The organism is Hoeflea sp. AS60, assembly GCF_038900115.1.
Taxonomy (GTDB): domain Bacteria; phylum Pseudomonadota; class Alphaproteobacteria; order Rhizobiales; family Rhizobiaceae; genus Hoeflea.
Map to the genome: position 1 here is coordinate 45123 of NZ_JBBMQP010000005.1, position 14111 is coordinate 59233.

11 protein-coding genes are annotated in these 14111 nt (G+C 60.0%); 3 read left to right on the forward strand and 8 right to left on the reverse strand.

Going from position 1 to position 14111, the window contains the following annotated elements; all coding sequences use genetic code 11:
• Window positions 1-198: 198 nt before the first annotated feature.
• Both WNZ14_RS21515 and WNZ14_RS21520 read right to left on the reverse strand, forming a co-directional pair.
• Complete coding sequence (locus WNZ14_RS21515; RefSeq protein WP_342870746.1) at window positions 199-1464, reverse strand: amidase; 1266 nt, start codon at window positions 1462-1464, stop codon at window positions 199-201.
• 36 nt (window positions 1465-1500) lie between these two features.
• A complete protein-coding gene (locus WNZ14_RS21520; RefSeq protein WP_342870747.1) occupies window positions 1501-2409 on the reverse strand; it encodes a DMT family transporter in 909 nt (302 codons plus the stop codon).
• A gap of 140 nt (window positions 2410-2549) precedes the next feature.
• Between WNZ14_RS21520 and WNZ14_RS21525 the strand changes: the two genes are divergently transcribed.
• On the forward strand, window positions 2550-3767 hold the full coding sequence (locus WNZ14_RS21525; protein ID WP_342870748.1) for an alanine racemase: 1218 nt from the start codon (window positions 2550-2552) through the stop codon (window positions 3765-3767).
• Between the two features lie 142 nt (window positions 3768-3909).
• Window positions 3910-4155: a hypothetical protein gene (locus WNZ14_RS21530; protein WP_342870749.1), complete on the forward strand. Its 246-nt coding sequence runs from the start codon at window positions 3910-3912 to the stop codon at window positions 4153-4155.
• A gap of 37 nt (window positions 4156-4192) precedes the next feature.
• Here the strand turns inward: WNZ14_RS21530 and WNZ14_RS21535 are convergent, their stop codons facing one another.
• From WNZ14_RS21535 to WNZ14_RS21550, 4 genes are all read right to left on the reverse strand, one after another.
• A complete protein-coding gene (locus tag WNZ14_RS21535) occupies window positions 4193-5473 on the reverse strand; it encodes a TRAP transporter large permease (protein ID WP_342870750.1) in 1281 nt (426 codons plus the stop codon).
• A gap of 58 nt (window positions 5474-5531) precedes the next feature.
• Complete coding sequence (locus tag WNZ14_RS21540) at window positions 5532-6098, reverse strand: TRAP transporter small permease (RefSeq protein ID WP_342870751.1); 567 nt, start codon at window positions 6096-6098, stop codon at window positions 5532-5534.
• A 72-nt stretch (window positions 6099-6170) separates the two neighbouring features.
• Window positions 6171-7151 carry a sialic acid TRAP transporter substrate-binding protein SiaP gene (locus WNZ14_RS21545; protein WP_342870752.1) on the reverse strand — a complete coding sequence of 327 codons (981 nt, stop codon included), beginning with the start codon at window positions 7149-7151 and terminating at the stop codon, window positions 6171-6173.
• Window positions 7152-7636: 485 nt separating this feature from the next.
• The gene (locus WNZ14_RS21550; RefSeq protein ID WP_342870753.1) at window positions 7637-9742 is read right to left on the reverse strand and encodes a methyl-accepting chemotaxis protein; all 2106 of its coding nucleotides are present in this window, start codon (window positions 9740-9742) and stop codon (window positions 7637-7639) included.
• A gap of 429 nt (window positions 9743-10171) precedes the next feature.
• On the opposite strand from WNZ14_RS21550, the gene WNZ14_RS21555 reads away from it, so the two are divergent.
• Entirely contained in the window at window positions 10172-11785 is a 1614-nt protein-coding gene (locus WNZ14_RS21555) for a cation:proton antiporter (RefSeq protein WP_342870754.1), read from the forward strand.
• 16 nt (window positions 11786-11801) lie between these two features.
• Here WNZ14_RS21555 and WNZ14_RS21560 read toward each other — a convergent pair whose 3' ends face one another.
• Both WNZ14_RS21560 and WNZ14_RS21565 read right to left on the reverse strand, forming a co-directional pair.
• Window positions 11802-12932, reverse strand: a complete 1131-nt coding sequence (locus WNZ14_RS21560; protein ID WP_342870822.1) for a lytic murein transglycosylase — start codon at window positions 12930-12932, stop codon at window positions 11802-11804.
• Window positions 12933-13208: 276 nt separating this feature from the next.
• Window positions 13209-14030, reverse strand: a complete 822-nt coding sequence (locus WNZ14_RS21565) for a GH25 family lysozyme (protein ID WP_342870755.1) — start codon at window positions 14028-14030, stop codon at window positions 13209-13211.
• Window positions 14031-14111: the final 81 nt, after the last annotated feature.

Consider the following 14111-nt stretch of genomic DNA (forward strand, 5'->3'; position numbering starts at 1 on the left):
AGAATCTGTTAAGAAACTGTCAAATACTCCTTAATGGGGAATAAATTGCGCCAAACAACCAAGTGGGCCTGCCGCAATTTTGCCTTAAACTCAACCGCCGTTTTATGCCCAAAAAGGCCTGGTGGCGTGCTCTGAACCGTGCCAACAGACTGGCATCATTGCAGTAAACGCACTTGTCAGAACGTCGGCCAGAGCTGGTCAGGTGCGAAACGCCTTTTCGAGCCTGGCGGCAACACCAAGCAGGCGCTTGTCCTGACCAAAGCGGGCGATGGCCTGGATGCCAAGCGGCATGCCTGCACCATCACTCAGGCCCGGAATATTGATGGTTGGCGTTCCCATCAGCGTCCAGAGTTTGTTGAAGCGCGGATCACCCGTTGTCTGAAGTCCAAGCGGCGCTGCACCGGGAGCGGACGGCGTGAGGAGGATATCGACTTCGCCAAACAGGGCCCGGGTTGCGCCGCGTCCGCGTTTGACCAGCCTGCGGGCAGCGTCATAGTCCGCCGGCACAATCGCCTGGCCGCGTTCGATGGTTTGGATCAGGACGGGGCTTAGCTGATCGCGGAAGCGGGCCAGATCGGGGCCGCAGGAAAGACCCGCCTCATGATCCTGAATGGTTGCGTGGGCGTCGCGGGCATGGGCCATCGCCTCGGGTTCGCCGATCTCACCGACATCGAAGCCGGCATTGGCTGCCAGATCCGCAGCCCTGGTCAGAGCGTCGCGCATTGCCTCATCGGCGCCTTCGAGCTGGCCACAGCGATAGAGGCCGACGCGGATGCCTGCCGGATCGATCTCGTGCTCGCCCGCCGGGACGGCAAGATCGCGGCCGGTCAGCAGGGCTGCCAGCAACGCTACATCCTCGACGCCTGCCGCAAACAGGCCGACGGTGTCGAGCGAGGGGGCGAAATGCTTCATGCCGGTCGCCTGAAGCATGCGGTAGCTCGGCTTGTAGCCTGTGACGGCGCAGAACGCTGCCGGGCGCACCACCGAGCCGCCAGTCTGCGTGCCGATGGCAGCCGGGATCATGCCTGCAGCCACCGCAGCCGCGGAGCCTGAGGAGGACCCGCCAGGGGTGTGGGCGTGATTGTGCGGGTTGACGGTTTCTGCCGGCTTGAAATAGGCGAATTCTGTGGTCGCGGTCTTGCCGATGATCGTGGCGCCCTGCCTGCGGGCGAGGTCGACAATCGCCGCGTCGACGCGGGGTTGATAACCCTCATAGGCTAGCGATCCATAGGATGTGGGCTGATCGAATGTGTCGAAAATGTCCTTGATCCCGATCGCAATTCCGGCGAGCGGGCCATCGGACTGGATCGAGGGGCTGTCGGCTACATGGGCGAAAGCCTTGATGCGGTCGTCCTTGCGGGCAATGGCGTCGCGGCAAAGCGCCACCATCAGCTCAGGATTGGCCTTGCCCGCGTCGCGTGCCTTGACCAGCGCCGCCAGGCTCATCATGCGATTGATTTCCATCTTGACCCTCTCAGAGCGGAAAGGCCGTCAGACCTGTCACACCCGTTTTATGCCGAGCCGGTTGTCCAGTGACAAGAGGCCAAGCGCAATCAGCCCAAGTCCAAGCGCTTCGGTAAGCGAGAGGGTTTCTCCCAGAAACAGGATGCCAAGCAGAATTGCGGCAGGTGGCACCAGCAACGTGACCAGCGAGGCAGACGTGGCACCTGCGACGCTCAAGATGCGGAAGAACACGACATAAGCGAAGGCTGTTGACACCAGCGCGAGCGCCAGCATGGCCGCGATCACATCGACCGGTGGTATGGGCAACGTCCATGGGCGATCGACGATGAAGGCCAGAGGCAGCATGATCAGGGTCGAAGCGGTCAGCTGGCCGGTGGCGGTGACGCGTGGCGAGATGCCCTTGAAGCGCTTGCCGAAGGATGCTGCGAAGCCGTAGGAGATCGCGGCGCCGACCACGGCGAGCTTGGCCCAGAGCGGGCTGTCAGTGAGCCCCAGTGCCGCGGGGCCAATCAGCAGTACCATGCCCACAAGCCCGAGCGCGCAGCCGATCAGCTTGGCCGGAGTGATCTTCTCGTCGGTGGTAAAGACTTGCGCGACCAGCACGGCCCAGAGCGGGGTCGTGGCGTTGAGGATGGAGGCGAGGCCGGAGCCGATCTTCGTCTGGCCCAAAAAGATCAGGGTGAAGGGAATGGCGTTGTTGATCAGTCCCAGAACCAGAAGTTCGCGCCATCGGCTGAACAGGGTTTGGTAGAATCCGGGCATCCGGCCGAAAGCCAGATGCAGCGCAATGGCTGCAAGGCTCACACGAAACAGCACGAGCGTCATGGGTGGCACATGCTGCACGGCAATGCGGCCAAAGAAGAACGATCCACCCCATATCAGGCCCAGCAGGATGAGGAGGCCCCAGGTGGCGAGATCCATGGAACGATTGGCAGTCTGGGGCATTGAGGTTTCCTAGCTGGGCGGTTCCGCTGATTGCCATGTTCCGCGACCGCGCACCACCCGAAATCGGCTTTGCCCCATCCGCTGTCATTTGCCGGTTGTCTGACCGGTTGATACTGTCCCGGCCCAACCTGGAGACCACAATGCAAAGATTCGCCACCGGAACCGAAGCAGCACTCGATCTCAGGCCGGATCATCCGCTCTATTGTTTCAGACCGGAGGTGCTCAAGCAGGATGCTCGACAGTTCATGAAGCTGTTTCCCGGCGACACGGCTTATGCGGTGAAGACCAATGGCGAGCCGATGGTGCTGAAGACGCTGGTCGAAGCCGGAGTGAAGATCTTTGATGTCGCTTCTCCGGGCGAATTCGAGGCGGTGCGTAAGGCCTCCAGGACAGCCGAGATGCTCTACATGCACCCGGTCAAGGCGCAGTCTGACATCCGCCTTGCGCTGGAAAAATACGGCATACGTGTGATGTCGCTCGACCATGAGGATGAGATTGCCAAGGTGCTCCGGATCGTCCGTGCGCTCGATCTCGATCCGGGCTCGATCAGCATCTTCGTGCGGCTGCAGACCAAGGGCCATGCGATGTACGAGCTGTCGAAGAAGTTCGGTGCGGCGCCCGGTCATGCGGTGGAACTGGTGCAGCGGCTGCACAAGATCGGTTTCAAGGTCGGGCTGTGCTTTCACGTTGGCAGCCAGGTCGAGGAAGCGGAGTCCTATGAGCTGGCGCTCAAATCCGCCGACTGGGTGCGCAACCGCGCCGGCGTGCCACTGGTCGGGCTCGATGTCGGAGGCGGGTTTCCGGCGGTCTATGGGCATAACCCCAACCGCAAGGTCAAACCGATGCCGCCGCTTGAGGACCTGATGGGCGAACTCCGCTCCAACATCACCGAATGGGCCTTTGATGACATGCCGCTGGTGGCTGAACCGGGGCGGGTGGTGGTGGCGCGGGCATTTTCGCTGATCGTGCGTGTGCTGCTCAGGAAAGGCCGCAGGCTTTACATCAATGACGGTATCTGGGCCTCGCTGTCGGACAGCTGGACCGGCAAGATCACGCTGCCTGCCCGCTTCATCCCGGATCCGGCGCGGCGTATCCGCAAGGGCAATGCCGAGAACGTTGTGCCGTTCAAGGTGTGCGGCGCGACCTGCGATTCCGTCGACATCCTGTCACGCCCTTTCTGGCTGCCCGAAACGGTGGATACAGGTGACTGGATCGAGATCGGCCACATCGGAGCCTATTCGCTGTCGCTCAGAACACGCTTTAATGGGTTTTATCCCGATGATTTTGTCGAAGTGACAACGCCGTTTGACGGCGAGGGGGCGGACGGATTTGCCAGTCTGGAGACAATGGCGGATTGAACCCGGGGGGTAAGCACGTGCTGATCAGTCACATGGCAAAACCCGTATAAACAGCGCAGAACTGCGACCGGCTCAGACGCTTATTGATCAGATGCCGATCACGCCATCACGGCGGTCGCACGGAGCCAGGGAGCATTTCGCCATGCCAAAACTGATCCGTTTCGTGCTTGTCAACACCGCACTCGGGGTCCTGATCGGCTGGGCTGTGGCTGCAGCGGTGGTGTATTTCAACATCAACGGGTTCGGTGACCTGATCTGGGGGTCATCGAGCCGTACCGCAGCTCTTTTCATTCTGCTGGTTTCGTTCGGTTCCACTTTCGGATTCGCGGTCATGGCTACTGCGGTGATGCTGATACCGGTCGACAAAGACGAGTTCGACAAATTGTGACCGAACTGTCTGACGCTTGTTCTTTGTCCTTGCGCTCTCAGCGATAAAGCAGCGTTGGCAGCCACATGGTGAACATGGGGAAGAAAGTTACCAGCATCAGAACGGCAAACAGCGGGATCAGGAATGGTGCGGTCGCGGTGACGCAGCGCTCGAACGGCACCTTCGCCACCCGTGACAGAACATAGAGCACCATGCCGACCGGCGGGGTCAGCAATCCGATCATCAGGTTGAGCACCAGGATCACGCCGAAATGCACCGGATCGACGCCAACGCTGACGGCGATTGGTAGCAGCACCGGCACCAGGATGGTGATCGCCGCCACGGTTTCCATGAAGCAGCCGACGATGAGTAGGATGATGTTGATCAGCAAAAGCACGATGATCGGGTTTTCCGAGACGCCAAGGATGAAGGCGGCGAAGTGCTCGGGCACGCGGTTTGACGTCAGGATCCAGGCGAAGATCGATGCGGCGGCGACGATGAACAGCACAACGGATGTGGTTTCGATCGTGTCCAGCGACACCTTCAGAAAGCGCCTGACGGTCAGCGTCCTATAGACGAACAGGCCCAGGATCAGCGCCCAGGCACAGGCAGCGATTGCGGCCTCGGTGGGGGTGAAAGCGCCCGAGAGAATGCCACCCACAATGATGACCGGCGTCATCAGCGACAGGAAGGCGTGGATGAAGGCCCGGCCCAGAACCGAGAACCTGAAAGCCTGGTCGCGGGGGTATTTGTAGCGGTGGGCGTAGAAGGCCACCATGATCATCAGCGCCATCGCCATCAACAGGCCGGGAATGAAGCCCGCGGCAAACAGTTGTCCGATGGAGGCGCCGGCAACGACCCCGTAGATCACCATCGGCAGCGATGGCGGGATGATAGGGCCGATGGTCGAGGAGGCGGCGGTGATGCCGACGGCAAAGCCCGGATCGTAATTGGCGTCGCGCATAGCCTTGATCTCGATGGCGCCAAGGCCGCCTGCGTCAGCGACTGCTGCGCCTGACATGCCGGCAAAAATCACCGAGGCGCCGATATTGACGTGACCGAGACCGCCTGGCAGCCAGCCGATCAGCGCCTTGGCGAAATTGAAGATGCGCTCGGTGATGCCGGCGCTGTTCATCAGGTTTCCGGCGAGGATGAAGAAGGGTACCGCCAGCAGCGGAAAGGAATCGACGCCGTTGATCATCCGGTGCGCGACGACAAGACCGGGCACATGGCCATCAAGCAGTATGAACACCGCAGAGGACCCGGCCAATGCGATGGCGACGGGAACGCCGAGCACGATCAGCGCGAAGACCATAACGAATAGAAGGGTCAGAAGCATGGTGTGCCTTTGCTCAATGCGCAGGGTGTAACGTTGCCAATGTTAAAAGCGTGGGCGTTCAAAGCGTCGGCCCGATCGCCTTGGCGGTCTCCGGGTCAATCAGGCGACTGGTGCCTGAGCGCAGGTGACGCCAGAACACCACCACCGCATAGACCGTCATGGCGAGGAAACAGGCGGAGATAAACCAGTAGACGGATGATTTCGGAAAGTTGATCGAGACCATCATCTGCTGGGTTTTGCCGGCAACTTGCGTGCAGAGAAAGCCCATGAACGCGTAAAACACGATGGCTACGACATCGATGAAGAACTGCAGCGCCTTTCGCACCGGGCGCGACAGCCAGCGGAAGGCAAGCTCCACAGCAATCTGGCTTTCACGCCGGACCGCCATGACAGCGCCGAGAAAGGTCACGGTGATCAGCAGGAAGCGGGCGATCTCTTCGGTCCAGCCGAGCGAATTGTTGAGCACGTAGCGGGTGAAGAACTGCAGAAAGACCACAAAGGCCAGCGCCCAAAAGACAGTGAGCACCAGTCCGTCATCCCACTGGAAGCCGGTCAGGTCCTCGTCTTCCTCGTGGATCAGCTTGGCGATCGAGGAGTCAGGTGTGGATTTGTCTTCTGTCGACATCAGGCAACCTCCGAAGGGACCGGGACGCGGCGACTATCAGCCGCCGCGCAACGCAACTATCCAGTCGGGGTGCTACTTGATGGCCTGAAGCTTGTCGTAGGTGGCCTGGTCCCAGGTGGCGTCCGGGCCATTGTGCAGCTTCATCGTGGCTTCGCGGAAGGGCGTGCGGTCAACCTCGTTGACGGTGACGCCATTGTCCTTGAACCATTGTACCAGCTCCTTTTCCTTCTGGATGATCTGGTCGCTGGCGCAAGTGGCGGTCTCATCGAGCACACCGTCAAGTGCGGTCTGGTCCTCCGGGCTCATGCCGCCCCAGGTCGAGCCGCTGACAATTGTCATCAGCGCGTCGCTGATGTGGCCGGTCAGCGTGATGTATTTCTGCACTTCATAGAACTTCTTGGCCTGGATCGTCGGCAGCGGATTTTCCTGGGCGTCGACTGTTCCCTGCTGCAGCGCCAGATAGACCTCTGCAAAGGCGATCGGTGTCGGGTTGGCGTCTACAGCCACCGGGAACATCATGTAGAGCGGCGCGTTGGGCACGCGGATTTTCAGGCCCTTCATGTCCTCGGGTGTCTTGATCTCGACATTGGAGGTAACGTGGCGCTGGCCGTAATAGGTCATAGATGTGATGTGGTTGCCCGAGGCTGCCTCGTAGCCCTTTGACATTTCGCCAAAGAGCTCCGAGTTGCGGTACTTGTCCCAATGGTCGAAGTCGCGGAACATGAAGGGCGCGCCGCCAATGGCGATCGGTCCATAGGAGCGGCCGGCAAACAGCTGGCCGGTGTAGATGATATCCACGGTGCCGAGCCCGAGGCCCTCGTTGATGTCGACTTCCTTGCCCAGCGACGAGGCCGGAAAGACCTCGATGTCGTAGCGGCCGTCGGTGGCCTTGGACAGCAGGTCCGAGGCTGCCACGGCGCAGGTGTGATAGGGTTCGCTGACCTCGTAAACATGGGCCCATTTCAGCGTCGTGGGTGCTGCAAATGCGGGCGCGGATGTGGCTGTCAACATTGTTGTTGACAGTGCGGCCAATGCAATATTTTGAAATCTCATGAATTAGTTCCTCCCAAAACCAAGTCGACCTCCACAATGGAGGTCATGCAAGAATTCTCCTCTGCATCACACGGGTAACATCCACATGATGCAAAAAAATATACTGCTCTGCCAGCACCATAGCAAGGACGTTCTCCCGAGGGTTGCAGATGCGACCCCAGAACCGGTTTCAGTGTTCCGACAGGTGCATCCGGTTCGGGCGATCGCAACGGGCGTCCCGCGTAGCCTGACCCGTCCCGTGTGCGACCTGTCTTGCAAATGCTGCAAAGCATACGAGGTTGTCGTGGCACGGAATGACGCATGCAAGGGCAATTCGCAGGCGCGGACGGATTTGTTGTGTTGGCGACCGCGGTGATGCTGATGCCGCTCGACAAGGACGAGTTCGACAACTTTAAGGTCTGACTGAACCTGAGCCCCGGAAATGCAAAATCGCGCGCACCCTCAAGGTGCGCGCGATTTCAATTCGCTCCGTAAGGAACCTCGTATCAGGCGGCGCGTGCTCTGCGCTGCTGATGGTTGACCACTGCGCTGATCTGGAAGCGGGAGATGGCCTGGTTGAGGGTTTGGGTTTCCTCGAAGACCGTGTGCACGGCGGCGGTGGTTTCCTCCACCATCGCGGCGTTCTGCTGGGTCACCTGATCCATCTGGTTGACGGCGGTGTTGATCTCCTGGATCCCGACCGACTGTTCCTGCGAGGAGGTGACCATGGCCTTGACGTTGGAGTTGATCGACTGCACATGACCGCCGATTTTCTGCAAGGCCTCGCCGGTTCGTGTCACCAGGGTCACGCCCGACTGGACGTGGGCTTCGGATTTCTCCAGCAGCGTGTTGATCTCCTTGGCTGCACTTGCCGAGCGCTGGGCCAGTTCCCGGACTTCCTGGGCAACCACGGCAAAGCCGCGGCCTGCTTCTCCGGCGCGGGCTGCTTCGACGCCGGCATTCAGGGCCAGAAGGTTGGTCTGGAAAGCGATCTCGTTGATGACACCGATGATCTGCGCCACCTGCTTGGAGGAGGTTTCGATCTCGCTCATGGCTGTCACGGTGTCCTTGACGATGTCTTCGGATTCGCTGGCAACGCTTGATGCCTCGCCGACCATGCGTCCGATGTCGGTGGCCCGCTTGTGGGCAGCCTGCACGGTTGAGGTGATCTCGTCGAGGGCTGCTGCGGTCTGTTCGAGCGAGGCAGCCTGCTGTTCGGTCCGGCGTGACAGGTTGTCGGTCGAGCTGCGGATCTCATCTGTGCCCTGGCCGATGTTGGTCGAGCTGGTGGAGATGGTGGTGAACGCGGCCTCGAGGCTCTCGATGGAAGTGTTGAAATCCTGGCGGACGGCTTCGAGCGAGCCGGGGAAGGGCTTGGTGATGCGGAAGGCAAGATTGCCATCTGCCAGTTTGCCGAGGCCTTCAGCAAGGGCACTGACCGCTTCCTGCAGCTGCTGCGCCTGGCGGGCTTTTTCCGCCTCGTTTGTGGCGCGTTCCTGCTCGGAGCTGAAGCGTGTCTGCTCGGCTTCATTCTCGAGATCGATATTGCGCAACGCAGAATTGCGGAACACTTCGACGGCCTTGGCCATCGACCCGAGCTCATCCGAGCGCTGGGCGAATGGGACTTCGGTTTTCAAATCACCCTTTGCAAGCACGCCCATGTAATCGGTCATGCTGGCCAGCGGACGGTAAATCAGCGGCTTGCTGATCAGCGCGATTGTCGCGGCGATCACGATCATCAGGAGGAACACGGCCGCCGCCGCCCAGAGGCCGTTGTTGGCGATTGCGTTGTAACTGGTCCGGTCAACCGTGACGAGGGCGACGCCGATTGTGGCCCCGGACACATCTGCGATCGGAAACACGATGCTGGCAAAGACGCCTTCTGTTTCAGGCATTTCCTCAAATGTGACGCGCTTGCCGACCAGGTCCGCCAGGGCAAGTGATTTCACCGGGTCCAGTCCTGCAGGCAATGTTGTTCCGATTTCGGCGAGGGTGCCGTCGCGGAGCGCGAAGATTGCAGCAGGATTGCCGGTGTTGCGGGTGAATTTCTCGACAAAGCCCGAGTGCAGGCTGAGGCCGAATTCCACCGAGCCCAAGTGCTTGCCATCGAGCGAAATCGGAGCAAGGCCACGGATGCCGATGCCTGCGACGCCTGCTTCGAGGCCGGAAAGGCTGGCCTTGGTCGAATTGACCTGAAGCACTGTGTTGCGGAAGCCTGAGAGGTCGTCGCCGAATTTCTCGGGTTTGTGGACCCGCAGGAACGATATGGCCGGGGGAAGATGGAACTGGAACTGGCGGACATCATACTCGTTCTTGAGCATTTCAAACGAGTTCTTGAATTCGGTTGCCAGGCCATCACGATCACCTGCCGCAAAGGATTGCTTGACGCTCTGCTGTTCGGCAACAAGCTTGGCAAGCATGGTGGCCGATCGCTGCGAAGCCGACAGCTCCGAGAGGAATTCGGTCTCGACGCTGGAGAGCTTGTCCTGCATTGCCTGGGATACAAAGCTTTCGCTCAGCGTAATCACGGTTCCCGCAACTGTGACCGCGGAAATCAGGGCTGCACCAAAAAGAAGCGTGTTGAATTTGCTGCTGATATTCATCTTTATCATGGAGATTTCTCTTTATTGCTGCGGTTCAATTACCGAAAACAAAATGGGTACGGTCGGGGATGGATCGTTCGGCGATTTTTGTTTGTCTGTTCCGGCGAATTGAGTTTCGGGACAGACAGAGGATTCAATCAATACATATGCAAATCATAATGTTTTTCCGAATATCCATTGCAAGCATTTCGTTTTGGTAAACGGCGCTGAAAAAAAACACAGAGACAAAGTGTTGGTTGTGATGCCTGGCTTCTGATGCTCTTGTTCTGCCTCACCTCCGCAATCGCAAGTATGGTTGCATCAGTGTTGTCAGTTGCGCGCCCGAGGTCAGGCTTCGTCCAATTCCGATGCTAATGACTTCCCATGAAACGAGATTCTTCCTGTGCCGTTTTGTTTTTGCTGCAAAGCACACTAGGCTGCACAGGCAAGGAGCGACCAATGGAAGATCAGATCTCGGGTGCGGTTGAAGCGGTGGGCGGCGTGGTGGAACAAGCCGTCGCGCAGGTTGTCGAGCAGGCGGTTGGCCAGGGCGGCCATCATGGTGATGCGATGGTGGCGATTGCGATTGCAGTGGCTATCGCAGCCCTTCTCGGCCTCGGTTTCATGCGTTTGAGACAGCCGCCGCTGGTGGGCTTCATTCTGGCCGGGCTGGCGCTTGGCCCGACCGGCTTGGGGGTGATTTCGACCTCCGAGAATGTCTCGCTGCTGGCTGAAATGGGCGTGGTGGTGCTGCTGTTCTTCATCGGTATGGAACTGTCGATCAAGGCGTTTGTGCTCAGCCTCAAGCAGGCGGTGATCGTGGCGGGCGGGCAATTGATTGCCTCGATGCTGCTGGCGGCATTGCTGGCTTATGCGCTGGGCGCCAGTCCATCGGAAACGCTTATTCTGGGCTTCATCATCGCGCTGTCAAGCACGGTGGTGGCGATGAAGATGCTCGATGAGATGGGTGAACTGCGCAGCCCTCCGGGTCGTGTCGCCGTCGGCGTTCTGATTGCGCAGGATCTGGCCGTTGTGCCGATGCTGATTCTGGTCTCGAGCCTTGGCGGGGATGAGTTCGATCTCGGCGATGTGCTGTTCAAGGTGGTGATAGCGGTAGCACTGCTGGCCGGATTGTTGTGGTGGTTCGGCCGTCACCCCAAGCTCAAGCTGCCGTTTGCCGAAGCCATCGAGGACAATGTCGACCTCCTGGCAATCGGATCACTTGCCTTGTGTTTCTCGGCCGCCGCCCTGTCCGGTCTTGCCGGGCTGTCGCCGGTCTATGGCGCTTTTCTTGCCGGTATCGTCATTGGTAACTCGACGCTCCGGAGCCGGATCATTCCGGTGATCGAACCGATCCAGAGCATTCTTCTGGTGGTGTTCTTCCTGTCCATCGGTCTGCTGATCGACCTCGATTTCATTCTCGCCAACCTGGCGCTGGTCCTTGCTGCGGCATTGCTGGTGGTGGGGTTGAAGACGGCGCTCAACATCTTCCTGCTCAGGATGACCGGATCTGACCCGAAGACGGCGCTGCTGGCCGGTCTGTCGATGGCCCAGATCGGCGAGTTCTCGTTTGTGCTCGCTGCAGCGGGCTTTGCGTCAGGTGCCCTGGGCTCCGATATCTACCGCCTGGCGATTGCGGTAACCGCCATATCGCTTCTGGTGTCGCCAATCTGGTTCAACCTGATGGAGCGCGTCGAGGACCTCGCCAGCGAAGGCATTGGATCCTACAAGCAGGCGCTGGCACAGGCCTATGAAGACGAACTTGATGGTGTCGAGAATGTCTTGTGGTCGGCGAGGGCGCGCTACCGTGCACTTCGCTTCGCGCTTTATCAGCGCCGGGCGCGCCGTTCCGCCGGAAAGACGGAGGCGAAGGTTGCGGCTCAACCTTCTGATGAGGTTGAGCCTGCAGTTGAGATGGTTTCAGGCGCCGAAACCGAAACCGGATCCGGCAGTGCCGATGCGGGCCCGACGCCCCCTTCAATCAATCAGGCGGCGACAGGTTCTCTTGAGGAGAGTGGCGAGCCGGCGGCGGAGAAACCCGTTACCAAGAAGCCCAGACCGTGCAAGACGTAACCGACGGCCTGCGAAATTAAATCCGGCTGAGAAGTGTCTCATCCGGCCAGCCGTCTGCGGGCAGGCCCAGGCGCAGCTGCTCGGCGCGCACGGCGGCGCGGGTTCCGCCACCCAGAATGCCGTCGATCTTGCCGACATCGTAGCCGCGGGCGGCGAGTTTTTCCTGCAGCTGCCTCATTGCAGCATCGCCAAGCCCGTTGCCGGGATTGCCGGCGTCATAGGGTTTGGCACCGGCGAGCCTTGTGGCGAAATAGGCAGCCGAGGTGGTGTAGATGAAGCTCTGGTTCCACTCGAGATAGATCGAGAAATTCGGGAACGCCAGGAAAGCGGGACCGTTTCGACCTTGCGGAAACAGCAGGTCGGCGGGCAGGTTCTGTGACGTTGGTGCGCCGTTGCGGAAGCTGACGCCCAATGCGGTCCAGTCGTTCAGCGTCATGCTCTGGCCGAGGCCTGATTTCTCGTAAGGGAAGTTGCCCGAAGGGATCGAGACTTCGGCCAGCCATGGCTGGCCTGCGCGCCAGCCCAGTGCCTTGATGAACTTCGCTGCGGTCATGATCGCGTCTTCGGAGGATTTCTTCAGATTGACGTGGCCATCGCCATCGCCATCGACGCCGTATTCGATGATATCCCTTGGCAGCATCTGGACTTGGCCGATCTCGCCGGCCCAGGCGCCGGTGGTGCCCGCCGGATCGAGATCGCCGTGTCCGACCATCTCGACGGCTGCGATCAGCTGCGGGCGGAACAGTTCCGGCCGGCGGCAGTCATGGGCCAGCGTCGCCAGTGCGTTCAGGGTGTTGAAATCGCCCTGGACTGCGCCGAAATCGGTCTCCAGTCCCCAGAATGCGGTGATGACGGCGGCAGGGACGCCGTACTCGGCCTCGGCGCGGGCGAAGGTGTTGGCGTATTGCTTGATCTTCTTGGCACCGACCTGCATGCGGTTGGAGCTGACCGAGCGCTTGGAGAACTCCAGAAATGTCTGGCGGAACACGCCCTGTGCCCGGTCGCGCGAGAGCACCTTGTTATCAATCGAAGCGTTGCGTAACGCGCGGGTTGCGACATCACCGCTGACGCCCAGAGCCATTGCCTCGGCTCTCACACCTTCGAGGAACTGGGCAAAATTGCCGCCGCAAGCGGGCGCCTGGGCCATGGCCGGGGTTGCCGCGAGGCTTGCGAGAAGGATGGCGAGGGGAAGCTTCGATGTCATGGTGGCGTTTACTCCTGATGGGGTGGTGAACGAACCGCAGATTTGTGGCGATGATGAGGTGATTCCGGGGATGCGCCAAGTGCAGCGCAGTTTTCGGGCAATCGTGCATTGTGTAACAGGGAGTCCGCTGAGAAGGATTTGAAACTGATCCGTCCACAACCGGCAGGTTGACCATGTCCGGCGACCTTCACCAAACCAATAGCTTCAGGCCTCTGCAGATCAGCGCGCGTATTTCCTCAGCCACTCCTGCCATTGGGCCTTGGAGCCGGCGAAGGCGTTGATGTCGGTGTCGCCCTTGATGCCGGCCATCATGCCGGTGCCGGTATACTGCCAGAAGCTCCACGGATGGTCGGGATAGATCTCCTGCGGATGGGCGGCGACCGAGCGGAGCCAGAACTGGTAGTTCTGGAAATGGCCATCGAGGTTTTCGCGGTGGAAATCGACTGGCGTGTAGATGATCGGGCGCTTGCCGTAATGGCGGCCGACAATGTCCATCCAGACCTTCATTTCCGCGCGTACTGTTTCCGGGTCGGGGCGCGTGGTGCAGGTCCTTGATGCGTGGTTCCATTCGACATCGAGAACTGGAGGCATCTGTACGGACTCGCGCGGGACATTGGCGATGAACCATTCGGCCTGTTCGCGGGCCGGGCGGCAGAAATAGTAGAAGTGATACGGTGCGTGCGGGATGCCCGCGGCACGGGCGCCGCGCCAGTAATTCGCATAGCGGTTGTCATTGTGGTCGCCGCCTTCAGTCGCCTTCATGAAGACGAAGGCGATGCCTGCCTTGCGGACTTCGCTCCAGTCTATGTCGCCCTGCCATTTGGACACATCGATGCCGTGCACCGGATAGCGGTCAGGGTGATACTTGCCGAAATCCACCGGTTTGCGGTCGCCGTAGCGGCCTTTGCCGGGAGGGTCGAGCTTCTTGACGTCCGGACGGACCGATGCGCCCGACTGTTTAGCGTTGCCGATTGGCTGGAGGCTGTCTTCCAGGCTGGTCGAGCTGCAGCCGGAGAGACCCGTAGCAGTTATCAGAAGCAAAGCCGCAAGCGAGATCTGCCGGTTTTTCGCGCGAATTGATTCCGGCCTCGCCCACAGATGCCGCAACGAGAAACTAAGCGT